Origin of the sequence: Spirillospora sp. NPDC048911 (genome assembly GCF_043198015.1) — a bacterium.
Taxonomy (GTDB): domain Bacteria; phylum Actinomycetota; class Actinomycetes; order Streptosporangiales; family Streptosporangiaceae; genus Spirillospora.
This window is the reverse complement of record NZ_JBICUD010000012.1, coordinates 367,843-390,356: the sequence shown is the minus strand read 5'-3', so window position 1 is coordinate 390,356 and position 22,514 is coordinate 367,843. Positions and strand designations below refer to the sequence as shown.

Sequence of the window (22,514 nt, the reverse complement as noted above, 5' to 3'; positions counted from 1 at the left end):
CCACATGAACGGTGTTTCAGCGACGGCCCGCTGGACGGCGGCGGCGCGCGCCGACGAGACGCGCCGCGACGACGCCCTGTTCACCGACGCGCTGGCCGGGGACCTCGCGGGACCGGAGGGCGTCGCGCGGTACGAGCGCTACGCCAACCCCGGGACGACCGAGTTCCTCGCCATCCGCACCCGTTACCTGGACGAGGTCATCGGCCGATCGTCCCTCACCCAGGTCGTGCTGGTCGCGGCGGGCCTGGACACCCGGTCGGTCCGGCTGGCCTGGCCGTCCGGGACCGTCCTGTACGAGCTGGACCAGGCCGGCCTCATCGACGAGAAGGAGAAGCGGCTCGCCGAGCTGGGCGCCCGGCACGCCTGCGAGCGGCACGCCATCGGCACGGACCTGACCGGCCCGTGGGACGAGCCGCTCCGCGCCGCGGGCTGGGACCCGTCCGTCCCCACCCTGTGGATCGTCGAGGGCCTGCTGTTCTACCTGCCCGAGAACGACGCCCGGACGCTCCTGGCGCACCTGGAGTCCCTCTCCGCGCCGGGCAGCGTGCTGGCCGGCGATCTGCTGAGCCACCAGTCCATGGTCAGCGAGTTCAGCCAGGAGGGCCTGCGGCGGCTGCGTGAGGACGGCTGCCCGTGGCTGTGGGGCACCGACCAGCCGGAGGACGTCCTGACCGAGGCCGGCTGGACAGTGCGGGAGGTCAAGGTTCCCGGCGAGGAGGGCGCCTCGTTCGACCGCTGGCCCTGGCCGCCGCTCCCCCGCGGCACCGAGGGTTTCCCGATGAACTTCCTGTTCACGGCCTCAGCCTGAAAGCGGACGCGGCGAAGACAGCGGACGCGGCGGACGCGGCCCCAGGAAAGCCCTTGGGGCCGCGTCCCGGCACGCCGGGTCGTTCCGTTCAGCAGCCGACGGTCTGGCCGTCGAGCCCGTCCGGCTGGACCCGTGAGTCGATCTTTCTGGTCTGCAGGTCGAACCACTCCAGCTTGTCGCCGCTGAGCAGGACGTGCCGCGCATCAGCGGACCTGCAGCGGACACTGAAGGCGGGCCGGTGCCCCCCCAAGCCCGCGGTGGGCGGGCCATCGTCCGGGATCGACGGGTCAGCCAGGGGCGTGCGCCGCAGCAGGGTGGCGGTGACCTTGCCGGTGCCGGACGTGGCGAGGAGCCTTGTCTCGGTTCCCGCGGAGACCACGTAGAGGCCGTTTCGCCCCAGCCATGGATCGCGCACCTCGCCGGGCCGGCCGAACCGGAAAGCGATCCGGCGGCTGTGGCGGAGGACGTCGCCGGCCGGGGCACGAGTGTTCAGCGTCCGGACGCCGTCAGGGCTGTCGGCGGAGCCCATCCAGAGGAACGCCAGCCGGCGGCCGTCGGGGCTCAGGGACAGCTGCTCGGCCATGCCGTTCCCGCTCCAGGCCGTCCACCTTCCCGTCGACACGGTCAGCATGCGGATCTGGCTGACGGGCCGGCCGGGATTGGCGCTTGAGTCGACCACCACCGCGAGCGTGGCACCGTCCGCGGAGGCCACCAGCGAGTCGCTGGAATTTCCGGGCACGTCGCCGCCGGGCAGTCGCGCCAGCTCGACCACGCGCCCCGTGGGGTCGATGCGCAGCCGGTAGACGCGAGCACCGTCCGCGGCTTTGCCGAGGAGGAAGAACGCGCGGTTGCCGGCGGTGCCGGCCACGTCCAGCCAGTGATCGACCCCGCTGGGAACGGGCACCCGCCGGATCACCTGGCCGGAGAGCAGGTCACGTATCGCCGGAGGCTCGTCCGCACCGGGGGCCCCCTTCTCCTGGGGCGGCAACGTGAGGAGGTAGCGGCCGCTGCCCGCCAGCGAGCCGGCGTCGCCCTCCCCGCCGCGCAGGGCGTTCACCAGCACACCACCGGCCACGATCACGGCGATCGCGAGGGCCGCGATGGCGGGCGTCCACCGGCGGCGGCGGGCAGGGCGGACGGGGACCGTGAGCGGCGTCAGATCCTCGGGCCGCACCGTCGCGGCCGCGGTGCCGAACGCGCCGGCGAGCCGTTCCTCGACCTCGTTCATGAGTCCTCCAGCTTCTTGGCCAGCGCGGTGAGCGCTCGGGACATGGTCGACTTGACGGTGCCGGCGGACACTCCCATGACCTCGGCGATCTCGGCGTCGCTCAGGTTGAGGTAGTAGCGCAGGACCAGCACCTCCCGTCTGCGCCGCGGCAGGCCTCGGAGCGCTTCGAACACCTCGCGGCAGTCCTCGCCGAGCATGGCCGCCGCCTCGGCCGACCAGACCGGCGGCTCGTGGTGCTGATGCAGACGGCCGGCCAGCTTGCGGCGGCGCAGCACGGTCCGGCACCTGTTGATGACGGCCGTGCGGGCGTACGGCAGCATCGCGTGATGCTCGCGCAGCCGGTCCAGCCTGCCGTGCATGGCGGTGAACACGTCCTGGACGACGTCCTCGGCCGACGGCCGGTCGCCGACGATGAGCAGCGCCATGCGGACGAGCTCCAGCTGATGGTCGCGGAACAACCCGGTGAGCATGGCCACCGGATCGGAGGCGACCTCGGGTCCGCCCACGCCGTTGAACACCTCTTCAGTTCTCACACCTATGACACAAACGATGCGGGGCCGGGGTTGCTCACCACCGCCGGAAACCTCGGACCGCCTGATCGCAGCGGTAGGCAAAATATGCTGCTGACCTGCTGTTCAGCCATTGAAAGGGCATTTGTCCCAGTCGTAGGCTTGTCGACATCGGCAGGGCGCCCCGCACGCTCTCGATCCCGGCGACATGGCCACGGTAGGTAGATCGGGGGGAACCAGCATGGCTCAGCTTGAGATCAAGAACTTCCGGCATCCCGACGAAACGCGCGAGTTCCAGGGCAACGGCAAGGCCGACATGGTGACGCTGGCCGGCCAGACGGTGGGCCGGGCGGTCTTCGAGCCCGGATGGCGCTGGTCGAAGAACGTCAAGCCGATCGCCGGCACCGACCGGTGCGAGGTGTCGCACATGGGCTACTGCCTCGCGGGACGTATGCGGATCCTCATGGCCGACGGCACCCAGCGGGAGGTCGGCGCGGGCGACGCCGTCGCCATCCCGCCCGGCCACGACGCCGAGGTACTGGGCGACGAGGCGTGCGTCATGGTCGACTTCGGAGAGATCTCCGACTACGCCAAGCGCACCTGAGGCCGGCGAGCAGCGAGGGCCAAACCGCTAGCGGCCCGGGCTCGGCGTTCCCTGGCGGCGCCCGACTCCCGCGTACATCCACCGGGTGCCTTTGCCCGGGTGGACGGGCCGCCACTCCGGCACCCACACCACCCCGGGCTCCAGGAGGTCGAATCCCTCGAACAGCGCCGTGACCTCGTCGCGGGTTCGGCTGTGGATCTGAACGGTCGCGTTCTTCCAGGCCTTCGCGACCTCGGCGCCGCTCTCCGGATGCCCTTCGACGGTGCTGTGCGACATGATCAGGAGGCTGCCGGGCACGACGGCGTCGTGGAAGGCCGCGATGGTGTTCCGCGCCTCCTCGTCCTCGGCGAAGTGCAGGACCGCCAGCATGAGAACGGCCACCGGCCGGTCGAAGTCGATGAGCGCGCGGACGCGCGGGTTGTCGAGGATCTCCGCCGGTCTCCGGGCGTCGGCCTGGATGACGATCGTCGTGTCGGACGGCGGCAGCAGGGCCCGCGCGTGCACCAGCACGATCGGGTCGTTGTCGACGTAGACCACCCGGGCGTCGGGTTCGAGGGCCTGCGCGACCTCGTGCACGTTGCCCTGCGTGGGCAGCCCGGTCCCGAGATCGATGAACTGGGTGATCCCGGACTCCACGGCGAACCGCACGGCCCGTCCGAGATAGGCCCGGTTCTCCCGCGCCGCCCGCGGCACGTCCGGCCCCGCGTCCATCGCCACCTGCGCCGCCGCGCGGTCGACCGCGAAGTTGTCCTTCCCCCCGAGGAAGACGTCGTAGATGCGAGCGGGACTGGGGCTGCTCACGTCGATCCCGGGTGGCGCGTACTCCTCGTTCTTCTCCACCCCATGATCATGCCCGAGCAACACCCCGCAGGGGGACGAATTGGACCACGAACCGCCCCCGCCAAGCAGCTGACGAACGAACCCATACCCGCCGGCGTCAAGGTAGGGGTGGCGAGAGGATGAGGCGCTGTTCACGCATCGCCGCGCGGCGGTGCCGGTAAGCGGCCAGGTAGAGCGGGTCACGGAACAGTTCCAGCACCGCCGCCCCCGTCGGGTACTGGGCGACGACGACCAGATCCCAGCGTTCTGCCCGGCCCCAGATGGCATGTCCGCCAAAGCCGCGGTGCACGAAGCGCCCGCCGGCGGCCGCGAGCCGTGTCTCACTGACGGCCGAATAGCGCAACATCGCCTCGACCCCGCTGCAAGGCTTGTCGCGATCGTCGTCGTATTCGGCCTGGTCGCGCAGGGCGAACAGGTTCACCACGACCACCGGCCCGTCCATGTCCGCGACACGTTCCAACGCCTCGACGTCCTCGGCGTTCAGGCGCAACTCCGCCGCCCACTCATCCATCCCGGCCTCCATGATCACGGCATCTCCCCGCTCCGGGATACAGGCCCTCCACCCGGTCGCGGAGGGCGACTCCTCCTATTCGCGGCCGGACGTCGGCTGGATGAGATGAGTGACAGGAGCTCGCGACAAGGCACCCTTAGAGCCACCGGGCAGTTCAGTGGATCATGCCGGGCCCCTGAGGCGACCCTGGCCGTGTTTGGGCTGGTCAGGCGTCGGTTACGCGGACGAGCCCCTCTTGCATTACTGAGACGACCAGGTCGCCGTTGCGGGTGTAGACCTGGCCTCGGGCTAGGCCTCTGGCGCCGCCGGCGAAGGGGGTTTCTTGGTAGTAGAGGAGCCAGTCGTCGGCCCTGAAGGGCTTGTGGAACCACATCGCGTGGTCGAGGCTGGCGCCCATGGTGCGCTTGTCGCCCCAGGCCAGGCCGTGGTTGAGGAGGACGGTGTCCAGGAGGGTCATGTCCGACGCGTAGGTCATGAGGCAGACGTGCAGGAGGGGGTCGTCGGGGAGTTCGCCGTCGACCTTGAGCCAGACCTTGGACTCCGGGGTGGCGAGGGACGGGTCCTTCGCGGCCTCCCAGGTGAGGGGGGTCGCGTGCCTCACGTCGAAGGGGCGGCGGGCGACGAACTCGGTGGCGAAGCGTTCGCCGAAGAGGGGGGTCAGGCGGTCCTGGGCGAGGGGGATGCTCTCCGGGTCGGGGGCGTCGGGCATGGAAGCGTGGTGGGCAGGGCCGTCTTCCACGATCTGGAACGAGGCGGAGAGGCTGAAGATCGCCTTGCCGTGCTGAATGGCCAGGACGCGGCGGGTCGTGAAGGAGCGGCCGTCGCGGACGCGGTCGACGGTGTAGACGATCGGGACCGAGGGGTCGCCGGGCCGGATGAAGTAGGCGTGGAGGGAGTGCACCGGGCGGTGGGGCGGCACGGTACGGCCGGCGGCGACGAGCGCCTGGCCCGCCACCTGGCCACCGAACACGCGCTGCTGGCGGTCCTCGGGACTGCGTCCGCGGAAGATGTCGTTCTCGATCTGTTCGAGGTCGAGGATGTCCAGCAGTGCCTTCAGCGATTCCTTCACGTGGGCAAGTGTCCCAAAGAGGAGGGTGTGGTGCGGCTCTCACCCCCGGTTTTCAGCCTCGGCAGAGGGCCAGGACGGCCTCCCCGTACTTGTCGAGCTTGATCTTGCCGACGCCCGGGATCTGGGCCAGGTCTTCGATGGAGTCGGGGGTGCGCTCGGCTATGGCCTGGATCGTGGCGTCGGTGAAGACCACGTAGGCGGGGATCCGCTGGGTTTCGGAGACTTCGGCGCGCCAGTCTTTGAGGGCCAGGAGCAAGCCTTCGTTGAGCTCGGCGGGGCAGTCTTCGCAGCGGCCCAGCTTGCGCTCGATCGCGGCGGTGAGCGGACGGCCGCAGATACGGCAGGGTTGTGGCCCCTTGCGGCCCGAACGCTTGGTGCGTTCGGCGGCGGGCGGGGTCGGGGTGGCGGTCTTGGGGGTCAGGCCGTCCAGGAAGCGGGACGGGCGGCGGCCGCGGCGGCCTCCCGGCGAGCGGGCCAGGGCCCAGGAGAGCGAGAGGTGCTCGCGGGCTCGGGTGACGCCCACGTAGAGGAGGCGGCGTTCTTCTTCGATCTGCTCGGGCGTCTCGGCGTAGATGATCGGGAGCGTGCCCTCGACCAGGCCGACCAGGAAGACCGCGTCCCATTCGAGGCCCTTGGCGGCGTGGAGGGAGGCGAGCGTGACGCCTTCGAGGGTGGGGGCATGCTGGAGGGCGGCGCGTTCTTCGAGCTCGGCGACGAAGTCAGGGAGCCCAGCCTGGGGGTTGTCAGCCGCCATGTCTTCGGCGAGCTGGGCGAGCGCGGCCAGCGACTCCCACTTCTCGCGGGCGGCGCCGGTGCCCTCGGGGGCCTGGTCGGTGAAGCCCGCACCCGCGAGGACGTGCCGCACCGTCAGTATCAAGCCGAGGCCGTCGGTCTCGGCGTCGGCACCGGCACGGGCGGCGCCGCGCAGGCGGACGACGGCCTCGCGGACGGCGGGCCGGTCGAAGAACCGCTCGGCCCCGCGCAGCACATAGGGGACGCCGGCGGCGGCGAGCGCGGACTCGTAGGTCTCCGAATGCGCGTTGATCCGGTAGAGGATGGCGATCTCGCTGGCCGGCACGCCCTCGTCGACGAGCTTGCGGGCCCGGCGCGCCACGTCGTCGGCCTCGGCGACCTCGTCGTCGTACTCGCTGAAGAGGGGCTCGGGGCCGGCCGGGCGCTGGGCCACCAGCTCCAGTTTGTGCCGGCGCGCGGTCTCGCTGCGGGCCTGCCCGATCACCCCGTTGGCCAGCTGGACGACCTGGGGCGTCGAACGGTAGTCGCGGACCAGCTTGACCATCTTGGCGTTCGGATGGCGGCGGGTGAAGTCGAGCAGGTGGTCGGGGCTGGCCCCGGTGAACGAGTAGATCGTCTGGTTGGGGTCGCCCACCACGCACAGGTCGTCGCGGTCGCCCAGCCAGGCGTCGAGCAGCAACCGCTGCAGCGGGTTGACGTCCTGGAACTCGTCGACCACGAAGTAGCGGTACTGCTCACGGACCTGGTTGGCGACGTCGCGGTTGTCGGTCAGCACGGCGACGGTCAGCTCCAGCATCCCCTCGAAGTCGAGCAGGTTGCGCTCGCGGCGGAGCTGCTCGTACATCGAGTAGACCCGCGCCACGTCGACCACGTCGGCAGGCGCCTTGCGAGCCGACCGCTGGACGGCGGCCGCGTAGTCCTCAGGACGGGTCTGGGTGACCTTGGCCCACTCGATCTCCGAGGCGATGTCGCGCAGCTCGGTGCGGCCGAACGACAGCCGGCAGGCCCGCGCCGCGTCCGCGACCACCGGGATCTTGGACTCGATGATCTTGGGGGGATCGCCGCCGATGACGCGCGGCCAGAAGTACGACAGCTGCCGCAGCGCCGCCGCGTGGAACGTGCGAGCCTGGACGCCGGGCGCGCCGAGGGCGCGCAGGCGCCCGCGCAGCTCGCCCGCCGCGCGCGTGGTGAACGTCACGGCGAGCACCCGCTGCGGCGCGACGACACCGGTGAGCGTGGCGTACGCGATCCGGTGGGTGATCGCCCGGGTCTTCCCGGTGCCGGCGCCCGCGAGCACGCAGACCGGCCCCGAAACGGCCTCGGCGACCGCCCGCTGCTCCGGATCAAGCCCCTCGAGAACCCCCTCAGCCTCCATGGCCCCATCCTTGCAGCCGCGAGGGACGGAATCGGCCTCCTGTGCCAACTGTGGATAACGCGACCACGAGATCCTGGTCGCCCCCACACGCGGTCAGCCTCCGCACGTGGCCAAGTTCCGGACGTGGTCAGGCTCCACACCCGGTCAACCTCCGCACGTGGTCATGCTCCGCACGTGGTCACGCTTCGGGCGTGGTCAGGCTCCGGACACGGTGCGGACTGGCATTGTCTGGAATGAGCGGATTGTGCGGCGGGGGCGGAATGTGGGGCGGCCTGCCGGTGCCAGGTCGGGGACCCGCCGTAGCACCGTGCGGAGTGCTTCCCGTGCCTCCAGCCGGGCCAGCGCCGCGCCTGCGCAGAAGTGACTGCCGGAGCCGAAGCTGAGCGGGGTGTTGTCCGGCCTGGACGGGTCGAAGGCGTCGGGGTCCCTGACCCGCGAATTGTTGCCCTTGACGTTGGTCTGCAGGGCGAGCCGTCCGCCCGGCGGCAGCCAGGACCGGCACCGCTCGAAGAACCGCCGGTATCCGGCGACGCGATCGGAGCGCGGGGGCGTGGTCGATCCAGTTCTCCACGCGGACCTCGCAGCGGGCGAGGCCGAGGCCCGCCACCCAGTCGGCCTGCCGCGGGCTGAGCGTGAGGCCGACCGCCTCCCCGGCGTTGTGCTCGCCGGTGAGCCTGGCCAGCAGGCTGCCCCAGCCGCAGCCGACGTCGAGGACATGCCCGGCGCCGGCCGCCCGCGCCCCTTCGATCAGATGGTCGAGTTTGCGTTCCTGCGCCGCTTCGAGGGTGTCGCCCGCCGCCTCCCAGAGGGCGCACGAATAGGTGCGCCCGGCGTCCAGCCACAGGCCGTAGAACTCGTTCGACAGGTCGTAGTGCGACCGGATCGCCGCCGGGGACGTCCCGCTGTAGCCGCTTTCGGCGGTGGCACGCTGATCCCGCGCCCCGTCCAGCGCGGCCATCATCGGTGCGCCCCGGGCTCGGACTCGGGCGCGGGCCGGCCGACACGTGCCGACTCGTTCAAAACCCGGACCAGCGCGCCGATCGTCCTGATCTCCGCGGCCATGGACGGGTCGAGCTCGACGTCGAAGGCGTCCTCCAGCCCGAAGACGAAGTTGGCGAGTTCGAGGCTGGTCACGCCGAGTTCCTCGAAGGTGGTGTGCTCGGTGAGGACGAGGCCGGCCTCGCGAACGCGGCTCAGTCTCGTCCGCATCAGGTCGGTGATCTGCTCGACGGTGGCCATCCGGGCGTCAGCTCCTCGCAGTGGTGGGTGGCGGGGTGGTGGACGGCATGGTCGTCCCGAAGACGAACGCCTCGGGGTCGGGACGTCTCATACGCCTGCGGTACTGCCAGCTGTAGCCGGGCCAGAGGGCCCGGTTGGCGCCGCCGGCGTCGAGGTACCAGCTGCGGCAACCGCCCGTCTCCCAGACCGACGCGCCGAGCCGGCGGCGCAGCTCGCGGTTGTACTCGGCCTGGGCTCGGGCGGTCACCTCGATCGTGGCGGCGCCCCGGCGGTCCATCAGGCCGAGGCAGCGCACGATGTAGCGGGCCTGCGTCTCGATCATGAAGATGGCCGACCCGTGGCCCGTGCCGGGGATGCGCGGCAGAGCGGGGGCGCTGAGCGCGCCCATGGCGGCCACCAGAACCCGCGCTCGCACCTCACCGCGGCGGGTGACCACCCGCCAGCGGGCGCCGGCCTCGTCGAAGGCCGCCGAGACCATGGCGGCGTCGCCGCGGATGTGCCGTTCGAGATCGTAGGCGCGCACGCAGTCACGCAGGTACGACCAGATCTCCCCGCGCGGGGCGTACCGCCGGGTCCAGTCCGGAGCGGGCGGGAAGGAGTAGGAGTAGAGGGCCGACGGTGTGTCGCAGGAACAGCCGGGATAGCAGTTGTCCCGCCAGGTGCCGCCGATGCCGGACGCCTTCTCCAGGATGACGAAATCGCGCCTGCCCGCGCGGACGAGGCCGATGGCCATGCCGATCCCGGCGAATCCGGCGCCGATGATGGCCACGTCGACCGCCGCGGGAAGCTCGCCTCCGCCGGCCAGCCAGATCGCCAGCAGGCCGCGCACCGTGTGCGGCGAGTTGGTGAGGACGGCGGCCACCGGGACGCCGTCCCGCACGCCCGCGCCGCGGAGCGCTCCGGCCATCGTGTGCGCGTCCTGGACGATCGCGCGCCAGGTGACCTTCTCGTAGCGCCGGCCGGCCCACGCGTACAGCGCTCCGTGAGAGCTGCCGCTCGTCAGCGAGTCCCACAGGTGCATCCGCCGCCTCCCTCAGTTGCCCGAGGCCACGGTGAGGCCGCCATCGCGGCTCTTGCGGGCCGGCTGATCGCGGCCGACCCGGGTGACCTCGGACGCCAGCCGGACGCGTTCCAGGATCCAGATCAGCCAGGTGCCCATGTCGACCTGCCACCAGCGCAGGCCCAGCACCGCCGAACGCGGGAACGCGTGATGGTTGTTGTGCCAGCCCTCACCGAAGGAGAGCAATGCCAGCCAGGCGACATTGTGCGACTGGTCGGCCGTCGTGAAAGGACGGCGGCCGAAGTAGTGGCCGACCGAGTTGACCGCGTAAGTGATCTGGTTGACGAGCATGATGCGAATCACTCCGCCCCACAACATTCCGGTGAGCCCGCCCATGACGGTGCCCGAGAAGGCCAGGCCGAGCGCACCCGGCAGGACGATTCCGATGAGGACGATCAGCAGCATGTGCTCGCTGATCCAGCGCGTCGCGCGGTCCCGGAGCAGATCCGGGCAATAGCGCATCGGCTCCGAGGCGAGGCCGTCGCCGAACAGCCACCCCATATGGGCGTGCCACAGCCCCGTCCAGGCCCGGGCGGCCGCCCGCGTGCGGGCTGTGCGGATCGCCTTCGGCGTCGGCGTAACGGTGGTGGCGGCGATGGTGCGACACCCAGACGATGGGCGGCCCCTGGCCGGCCATCGTCCCGGCCGTGGCCAGGGCGACCCGGACCGGCGCGACCGCGGTGAACGAGCGATGTGCCAGCAGCCGGTGAAATCCGACGGTGATGCCGGCCAGGAACACCGAATACATGATCACCATGACGGCGAGATCCGACCAGAAGAATATGCGGTTCCAAAGCAGGACCGCCGCGGCCGAGATTCCTGCCGGCGGAGCGATCGCGGTGGCCAGAACGAACCATCGGAACTGCCGTCGGCTCATTATTCCTCCCGTGCCCTACAGACCAGCCGAGTACCAGGGAACGGGCGCGGCGTCCATTAAAACGTCAGCATTCATCCAATGTAACCGGCTGTCCGGACTACCCGTAACGCCCACACATGAATGTCACCCGGAAAGGCGCCGGAGCTAACCTTCGATCGACCTTTGGCCCACAAACATCTGATTTATCCGTAGGAGTAATGCCTAATTTTGCGGTGTTTTGCTCACCTATGTTCGCGTCGGGCCGTCCCCACCCGCACTGCGCCCAGCACGCACGCCCGCGCGGCGCCCAGCGGCCAGGCCCGCGCGCGCGGCCCCCGGAGCCCGGCCCACGCGACTGCGGATAACCTCTGGAATGCGACGCGGTCCCCGGATGTTGTTCCGATCGGCCGCAGCAACCAGATCTTTGACAGGGAGACAGTGCACCGATGGCGACGCCGACCACCGAACAGGCCAAGGGCCCGATCGGCCAGCTCACCATGTACACGACGACCTGGTGCGGCTTCTGCCGCCGCCTCAAGAGCCAGCTCGCCCGCGACGGCATCGGCATGGCGGAGATCGACATCGAGCGTGACCCGGCCGCGGCGGAGTACGTGATGAGCGTCAACGGCGGCAACCAGACCGTCCCGACCGTGACGCTGGTCGATCCGGCCGGCGAGAAGCACGTCCTCACCAACCCGAGCGCCAAGACCGTCAAGCGCCTGCTCGGCGTCTGAGCGCCCGCGGCGCGGCGCCGCGTCTGATCCAAACGCCCCGCGCGAGGAGCGTCAGAACGGGGGCATGTTGGGGAGTTCGTCCCCGTACCAGCGCATGATCAGCTGCGCGGCGATCGACAGCGGGCCCGGCGCGATGATCTCGCCCGCCTCGATGGCCGCGCGCAGCTCGTCGCGGGTGTACCAGGCGGCGTCCAGGATCTCCTCCGGGTCCGGCCGCAGCTCCAGGTCCCCGTCCGCCCGCGCGAAGAAGCCGATCATGAGGCTCTGCGGCAGCGGCCACGGCTGGCTGCCCAGGTAGCGGATGTCCCGCACGGCCAGGCCGACCTCTTCGCGCACCTCGCGCGCGACCGCCTGCTCCAGCGACTCCCCCGGCTCGACGAACCCCGCCAGGATCGATCGCCGATCTTCGGGCCACTGCGGCCCGCGGGCCAGCAGGATCCGCTCGTCGTCGTCCTGGACGAGCATGATCACGGCAGGGTCGACGCGCGGGAACTGCTCGGACCCGTCGGCCGGGCAGACCCGTACGTGGCCGGCCGCCGCCAGCCGCGACGGCCCTCCGCAGCGCGGGCAGAAACGGTTGGTGGCGTGCCAGTGCTCCAGCGCGACCGCGTGCGTCAGCAGCCCCGAGTCGAGGTCGTTCAGCACCGCCCCGACCCGCCGGATCCCGGCCTTCTCCGTGCCCTCGATCACCGGCAACGGCCCGGTCACCGCGAAATAGGCGACGCCGTCATCGTCCACGCCCAGCAGGTAGCGGTCGCCGTCCGGCGCGCCGGCGGGCGGGAGCAGCAGCAGGGAGGGGCCGCCGTCGTCAAGGACGAGCGCCCGCCCCTCCTCGATCACCAGCACGCGGGTACGGGGGTCGGCCCACGCGGACTCGACCCAGGCGTCGTCCTTGCGCCGTTCGGCGACCCGGTCGAGGGTGCCGCGCGCCAGGGCCAGCCACTGCAGTGTCTCGGACAACGGACTCCTCTAACGCAGCGTGGTGGCGAGCTCTTCCCACAGGTAGGCGGCCGCTTCGGCGCCCTTGAGCAGCAGCGGCATCTCGACCTTCTCGTTCGGCGCGTGGATCTGGTCGTCGTCCAGCCCGACGGCGACGAAGACCAGCGGCGCCTTCAGGATGTCGGCGAGGTCGGCCTCCGGGCCGCTGCCGCCCTCCCGGGTGAACATGATCTCTTTGCCGAACGCCCGTTCCATCGCCCGCCGCGCCGCCCGGACGGCCGCCGAGTCGATCGGCGAGAAGCACGGCCGCACGCCCGCCGAGGGGATGTGCACCTCGCTGCGGATCCCCGCCGGCGTGTGCGCCGCCACGAACACCCGGAACGCCTCCTGGACGGCGCGCGGCTCCTGCCCGGCCACCAGCCGGAACGAGACCTTCGCGTGCGCCTCGCGCGGGACGATCGTCTTGCCGCCCGGCCCGGTGTGGCCGCCCCACATGCCGTTGATCTCAGCCGTCGGCCGCGCCCAGACGCGCTCCAGCGTGGTGAAGCCCTTCTCGCCGTACGCGGCGCCGCTGTCGCCCGCCGTCTTCAGCCACGCCGCCTCGTCGAACGGCAGCCGCGCGAAGAGCTCCCGCTCCTCGTCCGTCAGGGCCACGACCCCGTCGTAGAAGCCGGGCAGCGTGACGCGCCCGTCCTCGTCGTGCAGGCCGGCCAGGAGAGAGGCCATCGCGTGCAGCGGATTGGGCACGGCACCGCCGAACGACCCGGAGTGCAGGTCGATGTCGGGCCCGTACAGGGAGACCTCGGCCTCCGTCAGGCCGCGCATCCCGGTGCACATGGACGGGACGTCCGCGCCCCACATCGTCGTGTCGCTGATGACGATGACATCGCACTCCAGGCGATCGCGGCGTTCGCGGAGCAGCTCGGGGAAGTGCACCGAGCCCGACTCCTCCTCGCCCTCGACCAGCAGCTTGATGGTCACGGGCGGCGCGGCGGCGCCGGACGCGGCGAGGCCGGCCCGGATGCCCAGCGTGTGGAAGAAGACCTGGCCCTTGTCGTCGGACGCCCCGCGCCCGTACAGCCGGCCGTCCCGCTCCACCGGGCCGAACGGGTCGGTGTCCCACTCGTCGAGCGGCTCGACGGGCTGGACGTCGTGGTGCCCGTAGACGACGACCACGGGCGCGTCCGGGTCGGCGGCGGGCCACTCGGCGAAGACGGTGGGCAGCCCCGCCGTCTCCCACACCTCGACCGTCGGGAACCCCTGCCCCCGCAGGTATCCGGCCAGCCACTCGGCCGACCGCCGCACGTCTCCCTGGTACGCCGGATCCCCCGAGATCGAGGGGATCGCCAGCCACTCCTTGAGATCGGCGAAGAACCGCTCCCGGTTAGCCTCGATATACGCCGCTACGTCCACGTTTCCCGTGCTCCCTTGCACATCGTTTCCCATGGCACTGTAAGGGATCGGAACAACGACCCCAGGAGTCCCCCTGTGATCCTCATCGACCCGCCGTTGTGGCCCGCGCGCGGACGCGTGTGGTCGCACATGGTCAGCGACGTGTCGTACGAGGAGCTGCACTCGTTCGCGCGAGATCTGGGCATGCCGCCGCGCGCGTTCGAACGCGACCACTACGACGTACCCTCGCAGCTGTACGAGCAGGCCATCGCCCTGGGCGCCCAGGCGGTCGGCTGCCAGGAGCTCGTCGCCCGCCTGATCCGGGCGGGCCTCCGCCACCGCAAGTTCAAGGGCCCGGTGAACCCGGAAGAGACGGCGGAGGCGGAGGACGAGACTGCGGCCGTCAGGCCCTCAGGAGCATGAGCTCGGTCTCGATGTTGTGCCGGGCCGCCGCCTCGAAGCGCTCCCGCGCCGGAGCGGTGTGGAAGAGCGCGGGCAGCTCCAGCAGCCCCGCCAGCACGCCGGCCCTGCCCGGCTTGAAGAACTCGTCCGGCACGAAGGCGTACTCCTCGCGGACGGCGGCGGCGTACGCGGCGTACCGTTCGGGCCCGGAGCCGAGGATCGCCAGGTCGGCGTCGCACAGCACCTGGCCGTTGCGGTCGCCGTCCTCGGGCGCGTGGGTCTCGGTAAGGACGACGAGACGGGACACCTCGGCGACACGTCCGGGCGTGAGGTCGGTGTCGGCGAGCATGCGCTCGGCGAGGCGGGCGCTGCGCTCCTCGTTGTCGGCGCGCTCCGGGTCGTACACCGCGTCGTGGAACCAGGCCGCCAGGCGGACGGCGTCGGCGTCGTCCGCGTGGTCCGCCAGCTCGTCGACGAGGTCCAGGACGGCGGTCAGGTGCTCGCGGGTGTGGTAGCGCCGGTGCGCCTCTGCGTAGCGGGCGTCCAGCTCCGCGCCGATGTGCCGCGTCTGCGCCCCGGCGAGCCCCACCCAGCGGTCGACAAGATCCATGCACCCATCCTGGCGGAAAGCCGGGACGGCGGAGGACACGCGGTGGCATCGTTCTTCCGCCCGCCGAGCGGCCCGCGCCGCTAGGGTGGGCACTTCTATTTAGGCAAGCCTTACCTTATCTACTGCCGAAGGAGATGGGTGGCCGTGGCCGCCTCGCTCTACCTCGCCGCCGGCAAGGTCACCGACTCGGTGACGCACGGGTTCCTCCCGGCCGCCGCGCGGCTGGGCCTCGACGTCGTGATCCTCACCGACCGGCCCGCCGACCACGCCGAGGTGTTCCCCGGCCGGATCGTGGCGTGCGACGTCACCGATTTCCGGGAGATCGTCGCACACATCACCGCGCACGGCGACACACAGGCCGATTCGCACGCTGATATACGCGCCGACCCGCACACCGCCGCGCACAGCAACGCGCACACCGCCGCCAAGCCCTTCGCCATCTTCACCAACAGCGACTGGCTCCAGGCTCCCGTCGCCCTGGCGGCCGCCTACTTCGGCGTGCCCGGCAAGGATTGGCGTGCCGCGACCCGTACGAAGAACAAGGCCCTGATGCGAAGCCACCTCAGGCGCCTCGATCCGGTCTTCACAGCGGACGCGGACGACCACCCCACTGACGCGCCCTATCCCCTCGTGCTCAAACCACGTGAAGGCGTAGCCAGCGAGGACGTCTTCCTGGTGCACGACGCCGCCGAACTGACCGCCAGGCGCGAAGAGATCCGCGAGCGCCGCAAAGATCCGCTCCTCGTCGAGGAGTACCTCCCGGGCCAGCTCCACACGCTCGAAACCCTCGGCGACGCCCACGGCGAGCTGCGCGTGCTGGGCTCGTTCCGCACCCGGATCTCCCCGCCGCCCCACTTCATCGAAGAGCGGCTCGAATGGGCACCGCCGCCCCCCGAGACCGGCCAGGTCGTCGAGCAGCTCCGCGCGCTCGGCGTGGGCTTCGGCGCCTGCCACACCGAATTCGTCGTCCACGAGGGCAAGGCGCGGCTGATCGAGGTGAACTACCGGGTCATCGGTGACCACTGCGACTTCCTGATGGCCGACCTCCTGGGCGTCCCGCTCTTCGAGCAGATCCTCCGCCTCCAGCTGGGCGAGCCGCTTCCTCCGCCCGCCCAAGCCCGGCCCGGGCATGCCGTCGCCGAGGTCGTCATGGCCGAACGCGCCGGGACGCTGGTCGCGGCGCCCGAGGCGCAGGAGCTCACCCACGACCGCGTGCGGGTCGCCTACCGGCCGCAACGCGCCACGGGCGACACCATCGAGATCACCAACACCAACCGCGACTATCTCGGCACGATCCGGGCCATCGGCCCCGCCGAGGACGAGGTGGAGGCGGCCATCGCCCGCTTCCGGGCCGCACACGACTGGACGATCGCGTGAACGAGGGGCCGTTGGCCGCGCGGGTGCTGGACACGCTGCTGCGCGAGGACTACGCCGGGATGCGCCGGTACGTCGATCTCGACCACCGCGTCCTCGACCTGCCGGGTGACCTGCCTGGCGACGCGCAGAGCGTACGGCTGCGCCAGGGCGGTTTCCTGGCGGACCTCGTGGTCGATCCGGCGCAGAACCTCCGCCTGGACGACGTGTTCTCGGTGGTCCGGCGGATCGCCGATCCCCGCGACGACGTGAGGGCGTTCGAACGTGAGTGCCGCGAGGCCGCCGCGACCCTCCGCCTGCACGAGGGCGCCCACCGCGAGGTCCTCGACCGGCTCGGCCAGGCGCCCGCGGACGTCCGGCACGGGCCCGGCACGTTCTACGAGACGCTCGCCGCGTACACCGACCATCCCGTCTACCCGACCGGGCGGAGCCGCGCCGGGCTGAGCAGCGCCGACCTGCGCCGCTACGCGCCCGAGTTCGGGCCGTCGTTCGAGCTGCGCTGGGCGGCCGTCCCGCGTGAACGGGTCACGTCGGCGGGTGTACGGCCCGAATGGTGGCCGCAGCCCGCCGAAACCGGCCTCGATGACGCTTTGGCCAGCACTCACGACCTTTTCCCAGTGCATCCTCTGACCGCGCCAGCGATCCGGAGCGATCCGGAGATCCTGCTGAGCCCCGAACGGCATCTCCGCGTCCGGCCCACGCTTTCCATGCGCACGCTGGCGGTCACGTCGCTCACGCACCTGAAAGTGCCGCTGACCACCAGCACGCTAGGCCTGCGCAACAGGCGCACGATCGTGCCAGGGACGCTCTCGGACGGCGCACGCGTCGAACGGATCCTGCATCAAGTACTGGAACGCGAACGAGCCCTGCCGATCCTTCTCGCCGACGAGCAGACGTACGGTCACGCGGGTTCGCCGTTCCTCGGCCATCTCGTACGGCGGTTCCCTGCCGAGACCGCACGCGCGCACGTCATCCCGGTGGCGGCGCTGCTCGCCGAAGACCCTGACGGCGGGTACGTCATCGAGCGGTGGGACGTCCAAGCCACCTTCGGCGCCTACCTGGACGCCCTCCTCGCCTGGAACGTCACGCTCTTCCGCTACGGCATCGCCCTCGAAGCGCACCAGCAGAACGTCTCCCTCGTCCTCAACCGGCGCGACCCGTTGAAGCTGCTGCTCAAGGACAACGACGGCGCCCTGATCGACCCCGCCCGGCTGGCCACCGCCCTGGGCATCAGCCCCTACACGGCCGGGGCGCTCTGCGACTTCAACGACCGGCGCATGACCACGACGGACCAGGAGGCGCTCGCCCGCGTCTTCGTCACGATCACCCTGCATCTGTGCGCCGCCGCGCCCGCCTTCGGGCTCGCCGAACGCGGCCTGCTCCCGCTGCGGACCGGCCTGGCGATGCTCCGCGACCGGCTCGACGCGCTGCTCGGCCCCGGGGACGCGTTCCTGCGCGCGCGCACGCTGGACGCGGACGGCCTGCCGACCAAGGCCATGGTCACCGCCGGGACGCTCGTCGACAAGACCCGCACCGGCGCCGCCGACATCAACAAGCACTACGGCCCGCTCGGCCCCAACTATCTCAGGGACGACCCTTGCTCCTGACAGGACGACCGCTCAGGGCCGCCGACGCGTCGGCGACCGCCCTCCTCAACTGCCTGATCCGGGAGGTCTGCGCCCCCGAGCACCAGGTGTGGCCGGACGGCGCGCACCTGCTCGTCCGGCTGCCGAGGGTCGGCGTGATGTTGCGCGCGGGCCTGAGCCGGCCGCCGTGCGGGCCGACGTTCCGGATCGCGCCGCCGTACGAGGAGCGGCGCGGGAAGGCGTGGATCCCGGCGGCCTGGGACCGGCTGGCCGACCTGATCGCGGGCGAGCTGGAGCTGGCGACGGGACGGGCCAATCCCGAGTTCCTTGGCCAGGTCACCGATGGGCACGCCGCGCTGGAGGCGATCCTCGCCACCCGCACCGAGGTCCCTGGGGCCGTCGACCGTTACGTGGAATCAGAACAGTCCCTCATCAGCGGCCACCGTTTCCACCCTTCCCCCAAGGCCCGCCAAGGAGCGCCTGCCGACTGGCTGCCGTACGCACCGGAAACACGGTCGCGGTTCCAGCCGCGCTGGCTGGCCGTACGCGAAGACGTTCTGGCAGAGGAAGGCGACCCTGCCGCGTTCGCGCATCTCGAATCGTTCGGCCCCTCCGTCCCGGACGGCTTCCGCCTGCTTCCCGTCCACCCGTGGCAGTTGCGCCTCCTGGCCGACCGGCCCGCCCTGCGACGCGCGTTCGCCCAAGACCTCATCCGCGACCTCAGCGGGGAAGCCGACAACGCGGAAACCAGCGCCGAGGCCGTCCCGACCTCGTCCGTCCGCACCGTCTACCTGCCCGCCGCCGACACGTTCTGCAAGTTCAGCCTCGACATCCGCATCACTAACTGCGTGCGCAAGAACGCCTGGTACGAGCTCACCGGAGCCGTCGTCCTCGACCGCCTGGTCCGAAAGGTCTTCGAGGGCATCCCCGCCACTTTCCTCGGCGAGCCCGCCTACCGCAGCGTCGCGCTGGCGGACCGGAAACTCTACGAAGGGCTCGGCGTGATCCTGCGCCAGGGCGTGCAGAACCTCCCCGGCACTCCGCTCCTCACCGCCGCCCTGGCCGACCCTTACGGATCCCTGCTCGCGAGCCTGCCCGCCCTGGCCACTCCAGAAGGCGCCATGGCCTGGTGGAAGGCGTACGTTCGCCAGGTCGCGCCACCCGTACTGCACGCCTGCCTGGAGCACGGGATCGTCCTCGAACCGCATCTCCAGAACGTCCTGGTCTGCGTCGACGACGACGGGATGCCCGTCCACGCCGCTTTCCGTGACCTCGAGGGCACCAAGCTGGTCGGGGGCCGCTGGGACCACCTCACCGGCCTTCCGCCCCGCGTGCGCGAAGCCATGACGTACGACGCCGACCGTGCCTGGAACCGGGTCGTCTACTGCCTGCTGGTCAACCATCTGACCGAGACGGCCGCCGCGGTCGCGGACCTGCACCCGGCGCTCGACGCGCGGCTCTGGCCGGCCGCGCGCCGCCACTTCGCCGGCTACGAACGCCACCCCGAGGTGAGGGCCCTCCTCGCCGGGGTGCCGCTGCCCGCGAAGGCCAACCTGCGTGCGCGCTGGGCCCGTAGCGCCGACCGCGCCGCGACCTACGTCCCGGTGCCCAACCCGCTCGCCCCGCCCGCGCCACAACTCAACTGATCCGCCTATTCGACCACAGAACGGGTATGTCGCTGACTCGCCGCGGACATGAAGGGGAGACGACCGTGCTGGGACGGGTACGAACGTTGGCGGGTCTGGGGGTCCGGGCGACCCGGGCGGTCTGGGACGGCGGGATGTTGCGGCCGGTCCGCCCCGACCGGGCGGCACGGCTGCCCTTCCAGTACTTCCGTTTCGGCCCGGTGCCGGCCACGGTCGGCGCGATGTCGGCCCTCCGCTACCCCGGCCGCACCGCGCTGATCGACGAACGCGGGTCGCTCACCTACGCCGAGCTCGAACGCCAGGTCGCCGCCTTCGCCACCGCCCTCCGCGCCCGCGTCTCCGAGGACGCCCGCGTGGGCGTGCTCTGCCGCAACCACCGGGGCTTCGTCACGGCGGTTCTCGCCGCGTCCCGCCTGGGCGGCGACGTGGTGCTGCTCAACACCGACTTCGGGGCGCGGCAGCTCGGTGAGGTCGCCGAACGCGAGGGGCTCGGCCTGCTGATCCACGATCAGGAGTTCGACCAGGTCGTGGACGAGTCGTCGGTCACGGCCGAGCGCGTGCACGCCTGGGTCGACGGCTCGTCCAAGTACGACTCGATCGACGACCTGGCATCAACGACCGAGCCAGAGACGCTGCGACCGGCCTCACCCAGCAAGGTCATCGTGATGACGTCCGGGACGACAGGCACCCCCAAGGGCGCCAAACACGACATCTCACTCACGTCACTCGCGCCCGTGGCGCTGAGCCACCTCATGCGCATCCCGCTGCGCTCGGGCGCCCCCATCGTCATCGCGCCGCCGCTGTTCCACGTGCTCGGTTTCGCCTACACGTCGGTCGGCCTCGGCATGGGCATGCCGCTCGTGCTCCACCGCCGCTTCGACCCCGCCGAAATCCTGCGCTCGATCGACGACCAGGAAGCCGAAGCGCTGGTAGCGGTCCCGGTCATGCTCCAGCGCATCCTGGACGTCCCCCAGGGCGGCCGCCCCGCCTCCCTCAAGGTCGTGATCTGCGGCGGATCGGCCCTGCACCCGCACCTCTCCGAGGCGTTCATGGACGCGTTCGGCGACGTGCTGATCAACCTGTACGGGGCGACGGAGACGGGCTGGGCGACGATCGCGACCCCCGAGGACCTGCGGGCGGCACCGGGCACCGTCGGCAAACCGTCGTTCCGGCTCACCATCAAGATCCTGGACGAGGACGGCGCCGAGCTGCCCACCGGCGAGGTCGGCCAGATCTACACCGGCGGCGGACTGCGCTTCAGCGGCTACACCGGGGGCGGCGGCAAGGACGTGCGCGACGGGCTCACCGGCACCGGCGACCTCGGACACTTCGACGAGGAGGGCCGGCTGTTCATCGACGGCCGCGCCGACGACATGATCGTCTCCGGGGGCGAGAACGTGTTCCCCGGCGAGGTGGAGGACCTGCTCGGCGGCCACCCCGGCGTCGCGGAGGTCGCGGTCACGGGCACCGACGACGAGAAGTTCGGCCAGCGCCTGGTCGCCCACGTCGTACGCGCCGAGAACACCGACATCTCCGAGGACGACCTCAAGACGTACGTGAAGGAACACCTGGCTCGCTACAAGGTCCCCCGCGATGTGCACTTCGTCGACGACTTGCCCCGCACGAGCACCGGCAAGGTGCGTTCAAACTCACTAAGCGACTGACCCACCCGGCCGGCCCCCAGGAGCCGCTCCCAGAGGCCGACCGGTGCACTACGCGGTCAGGCGGCGCCGGCGCGCTGGCGTTTGGCGGCCATGCAGATGCGGGCGAGATCGTTGAGGGCGTCGGCGCGGCGCTCGTCGAGCGACCGCCCGTCGTCGCCCGCAGCCTCGGCGAGGGTGTCGATCACCAGGGAGAACACCGGCCACTCGGCCGGGCCGATGTACCCCTGAAAGTCGACCTCGCCGTCGGCGAGGTCATCGAGGTCGAGGTTGCGTGCGAACGTCGCGAGAGCCGCCTCTGCCGCCACCAGGCCGATGCGCATGGCGAGGGCGGCGGGCTCGCGATCGGCCGGGCGCCTGCCCGGCGGCGAAGCCGCCTCCTCTGCGCCGCGGGGGGCGTGGGGGGTCGTCCCCCCTCGGGGGGAGCGGAGAGTCGCAGTAGAACCCATGTTCGACAGGATACTGGAGTGACATCGATCCGGTCGAACGTTTGAGCGAAATTCAGGGTGCTATCGCGCTGAAGAAGGCGTTGGCATGGGTGAAGTGCAGTTCGCCGTCCACCTCGCTGGGGCGCATGCCGGTCTCCGGGCCGCCCGCCAGCTCGTCGGCCAGTTCCTTGCGGATCTGCGCGGCAATCTCGGGCGGCGTGCCCGTCTGCTCCAGCCACGGGTCCAGCGGGCGGACGAGGTCGAACAGGTCGGTCCGCTTCACCTCGGCGCCCGCCGAGGTCAGCAGCTCGGAGATCTGGTCGGCGGGCAGGATCGCGCCGTGCGACGGGTCGCGCAGCCGCTCGATCCGGTCCACGTCGGCGCCGCCCGCCCGGACGAGGTCGGCGACCACCACGGCCGCGCCGGGACGGCTGACCCGCACCATCTCGCGCACCACCGCCGCCGGGTCCGCGACGTGGTGCAGCGCGAAGCGGATGACGACCAGGGTGAACGAACGGTCGACGTAGGGCAGGTCGGAGGCCTCCCCGCGCGTGAACGTGATGTTGGTCAGCGTGTCCACGTCCGCCTCGCGCTTGCCCTGCTCCAGCATGGCGGGGGTGAGGTCGAGCGCCGTGACGTGCCGCACGCGCCGGGCGATCGCGCGCGAGACCAGGCCGGTCCCCGCCGCGACCTCCAGCACGACGTCCTCCGGGTCGAGCTCGGGCTCCATGAACTGCGCGAGCCTCGCCAGGTTGACGGTGAACTCCATGTTCAGGCGCGGATCTCCGAACGCGGCCGCCTGCTTGGAGAACTCACGTACGACCTTCTCGCCATGGGTCACCGTCACGCCGCCTCCTTAGTGGGGTTTCCCGGGATACTCCCCGAAACCA

At 71.2% G+C, this 22,514-nt stretch carries 23 protein-coding genes; 8 read left to right on the top strand and 15 right to left on the bottom strand.

Annotated elements, in window-relative coordinates:
* Positions 1 to 4 precede the first annotated feature (4 nt).
* Complete coding sequence (locus ACGFNU_RS43070) at positions 5 to 808, top strand: class I SAM-dependent methyltransferase (protein ID WP_392602420.1); 804 nt, start codon at positions 5 to 7, stop codon at positions 806 to 808.
* Between the two features lie 88 nt (positions 809 to 896).
* Here the strand turns inward: ACGFNU_RS43070 and ACGFNU_RS43065 are convergent, their stop codons facing one another.
* Together ACGFNU_RS43065 and ACGFNU_RS43060 are read right to left on the bottom strand one after the other, a co-directional pair.
* Complete coding sequence (locus ACGFNU_RS43065; protein WP_392602418.1) at positions 897 to 2,036, bottom strand: hypothetical protein; 1,140 nt, start codon at positions 2,034 to 2,036, stop codon at positions 897 to 899.
* Positions 2,033 to 2,569, bottom strand: coding sequence for a SigE family RNA polymerase sigma factor (locus tag ACGFNU_RS43060; RefSeq protein WP_392602417.1), 537 nt, complete (start codon positions 2,567 to 2,569; stop codon positions 2,033 to 2,035). The genes ACGFNU_RS43065 and ACGFNU_RS43060 overlap by 4 nt, the downstream gene beginning before the upstream one ends.
* Before the next feature lie 217 nt (positions 2,570 to 2,786).
* Between ACGFNU_RS43060 and ACGFNU_RS43055 the strand changes: the two genes are divergently transcribed.
* Positions 2,787 to 3,149 carry a cupin domain-containing protein gene (locus ACGFNU_RS43055; RefSeq protein WP_392602416.1) on the top strand — a complete coding sequence of 121 codons (363 nt, stop codon included), beginning with the start codon at positions 2,787 to 2,789 and terminating at the stop codon, positions 3,147 to 3,149.
* A 27-nt stretch (positions 3,150 to 3,176) separates the two neighbouring features.
* Here ACGFNU_RS43055 and ACGFNU_RS43050 read toward each other — a convergent pair whose 3' ends face one another.
* From ACGFNU_RS43050 to ACGFNU_RS43015, 8 genes are all read right to left on the bottom strand, one after another.
* Positions 3,177 to 3,989, bottom strand: coding sequence for an SAM-dependent methyltransferase (locus ACGFNU_RS43050; RefSeq protein WP_392602415.1), 813 nt, complete (start codon positions 3,987 to 3,989; stop codon positions 3,177 to 3,179).
* A gap of 97 nt (positions 3,990 to 4,086) precedes the next feature.
* On the bottom strand, positions 4,087 to 4,512 hold the full coding sequence (locus tag ACGFNU_RS43045; protein WP_392602458.1) for a DUF1330 domain-containing protein: 426 nt from the start codon (positions 4,510 to 4,512) through the stop codon (positions 4,087 to 4,089).
* Between the two features lie 193 nt (positions 4,513 to 4,705).
* The gene (gene tesB / locus ACGFNU_RS43040; RefSeq protein WP_392602414.1) at positions 4,706 to 5,569 is read right to left on the bottom strand and encodes an acyl-CoA thioesterase II; all 864 of its coding nucleotides are present in this window, start codon (positions 5,567 to 5,569) and stop codon (positions 4,706 to 4,708) included.
* A 52-nt stretch (positions 5,570 to 5,621) separates the two neighbouring features.
* Positions 5,622 to 7,697, bottom strand: a complete 2,076-nt coding sequence (locus ACGFNU_RS43035) for an ATP-dependent DNA helicase UvrD2 (protein ID WP_392602413.1) — start codon at positions 7,695 to 7,697, stop codon at positions 5,622 to 5,624.
* A 178-nt stretch (positions 7,698 to 7,875) separates the two neighbouring features.
* Positions 7,876 to 8,658, bottom strand: coding sequence for a class I SAM-dependent methyltransferase (locus tag ACGFNU_RS43030; RefSeq protein ID WP_392602412.1), 783 nt, complete (start codon positions 8,656 to 8,658; stop codon positions 7,876 to 7,878).
* Complete coding sequence (locus ACGFNU_RS43025; protein ID WP_392602411.1) at positions 8,655 to 8,936, bottom strand: acyl carrier protein; 282 nt, start codon at positions 8,934 to 8,936, stop codon at positions 8,655 to 8,657. The genes ACGFNU_RS43030 and ACGFNU_RS43025 overlap by 4 nt, the downstream gene beginning before the upstream one ends.
* 7 nt (positions 8,937 to 8,943) lie before the next feature.
* Positions 8,944 to 9,957 carry an NAD(P)-binding domain-containing protein gene (locus tag ACGFNU_RS43020; protein ID WP_392602410.1) on the bottom strand — a complete coding sequence of 338 codons (1,014 nt, stop codon included), beginning with the start codon at positions 9,955 to 9,957 and terminating at the stop codon, positions 8,944 to 8,946.
* Between the two features lie 12 nt (positions 9,958 to 9,969).
* Positions 9,970 to 10,557, bottom strand: a complete 588-nt coding sequence (locus tag ACGFNU_RS43015) for an acyl-CoA desaturase (RefSeq protein ID WP_392602457.1) — start codon at positions 10,555 to 10,557, stop codon at positions 9,970 to 9,972.
* Between the two features lie 741 nt (positions 10,558 to 11,298).
* Here ACGFNU_RS43015 and ACGFNU_RS43010 point away from each other — a divergent pair.
* Positions 11,299 to 11,586, top strand: coding sequence for a glutaredoxin domain-containing protein (locus ACGFNU_RS43010; RefSeq protein WP_392602409.1), 288 nt, complete (start codon positions 11,299 to 11,301; stop codon positions 11,584 to 11,586).
* Positions 11,587 to 11,637: 51 nt separating this feature from the next.
* On the opposite strand, the gene nudC is transcribed toward ACGFNU_RS43010, so the two are convergent.
* Together nudC and ACGFNU_RS43000 are read right to left on the bottom strand one after the other, a co-directional pair.
* Complete coding sequence (gene nudC, locus ACGFNU_RS43005; protein ID WP_392602408.1) at positions 11,638 to 12,546, bottom strand: NAD(+) diphosphatase; 909 nt, start codon at positions 12,544 to 12,546, stop codon at positions 11,638 to 11,640.
* 9 nt (positions 12,547 to 12,555) lie between these two features.
* Positions 12,556 to 13,938, bottom strand: a complete 1,383-nt coding sequence (locus ACGFNU_RS43000; protein ID WP_392602407.1) for a dipeptidase — start codon at positions 13,936 to 13,938, stop codon at positions 12,556 to 12,558.
* Positions 13,939 to 14,013: 75 nt separating this feature from the next.
* On the opposite strand from ACGFNU_RS43000, the gene ACGFNU_RS42995 reads away from it, so the two are divergent.
* The gene (locus ACGFNU_RS42995; protein WP_392602406.1) at positions 14,014 to 14,340 is read left to right on the top strand and encodes a DUF4031 domain-containing protein; all 327 of its coding nucleotides are present in this window, start codon (positions 14,014 to 14,016) and stop codon (positions 14,338 to 14,340) included.
* Here the strand turns inward: ACGFNU_RS42995 and ACGFNU_RS42990 are convergent.
* A complete protein-coding gene (locus ACGFNU_RS42990) occupies positions 14,321 to 14,929 on the bottom strand; it encodes a metal-dependent phosphohydrolase (protein ID WP_392602405.1) in 609 nt (202 codons plus the stop codon). The two genes, ACGFNU_RS42995 and ACGFNU_RS42990, sit on opposite strands and share 20 nt — an antisense overlap.
* Positions 14,930 to 15,073: 144 nt before the next feature.
* Between ACGFNU_RS42990 and ACGFNU_RS42985 the strand changes: the two genes are divergently transcribed.
* The 4 genes from ACGFNU_RS42985 (at position 15,074) to ACGFNU_RS42970 (ending at position 21,199) form a co-directional block, all read left to right on the top strand.
* Positions 15,074 to 16,306 carry an acetyl-CoA carboxylase biotin carboxylase subunit family protein gene (locus ACGFNU_RS42985; protein WP_392602456.1) on the top strand — a complete coding sequence of 411 codons (1,233 nt, stop codon included), beginning with the start codon at positions 15,074 to 15,076 and terminating at the stop codon, positions 16,304 to 16,306.
* Positions 16,303 to 17,910 (top strand): IucA/IucC family protein, encoded by a 1,608-nt coding sequence (locus tag ACGFNU_RS42980; protein WP_392602404.1) that lies wholly within the window; start codon positions 16,303 to 16,305, stop codon positions 17,908 to 17,910. The genes ACGFNU_RS42985 and ACGFNU_RS42980 overlap by 4 nt, the downstream gene beginning before the upstream one ends.
* Complete coding sequence (locus ACGFNU_RS42975; RefSeq protein ID WP_392602403.1) at positions 17,901 to 19,535, top strand: IucA/IucC family protein; 1,635 nt, start codon at positions 17,901 to 17,903, stop codon at positions 19,533 to 19,535. Before ACGFNU_RS42980 ends, ACGFNU_RS42975 begins: the two co-directional genes overlap by 10 nt.
* Before the next feature lie 65 nt (positions 19,536 to 19,600).
* Entirely contained in the window at positions 19,601 to 21,199 is a 1,599-nt protein-coding gene (locus ACGFNU_RS42970) for an AMP-binding protein (protein ID WP_392602402.1), read from the top strand.
* Between the two features lie 56 nt (positions 21,200 to 21,255).
* On the opposite strand, the gene ACGFNU_RS42965 is transcribed toward ACGFNU_RS42970, so the two are convergent.
* Positions 21,256 to 21,645, bottom strand: a complete 390-nt coding sequence (locus ACGFNU_RS42965) for a hypothetical protein (RefSeq protein ID WP_392602401.1) — start codon at positions 21,643 to 21,645, stop codon at positions 21,256 to 21,258.
* Between the two features lie 52 nt (positions 21,646 to 21,697).
* Positions 21,698 to 22,471, bottom strand: coding sequence for a class I SAM-dependent methyltransferase (locus ACGFNU_RS42960; RefSeq protein ID WP_392602400.1), 774 nt, complete (start codon positions 22,469 to 22,471; stop codon positions 21,698 to 21,700).
* Between the last annotated feature and the right edge of the window lie 43 nt (positions 22,472 to 22,514).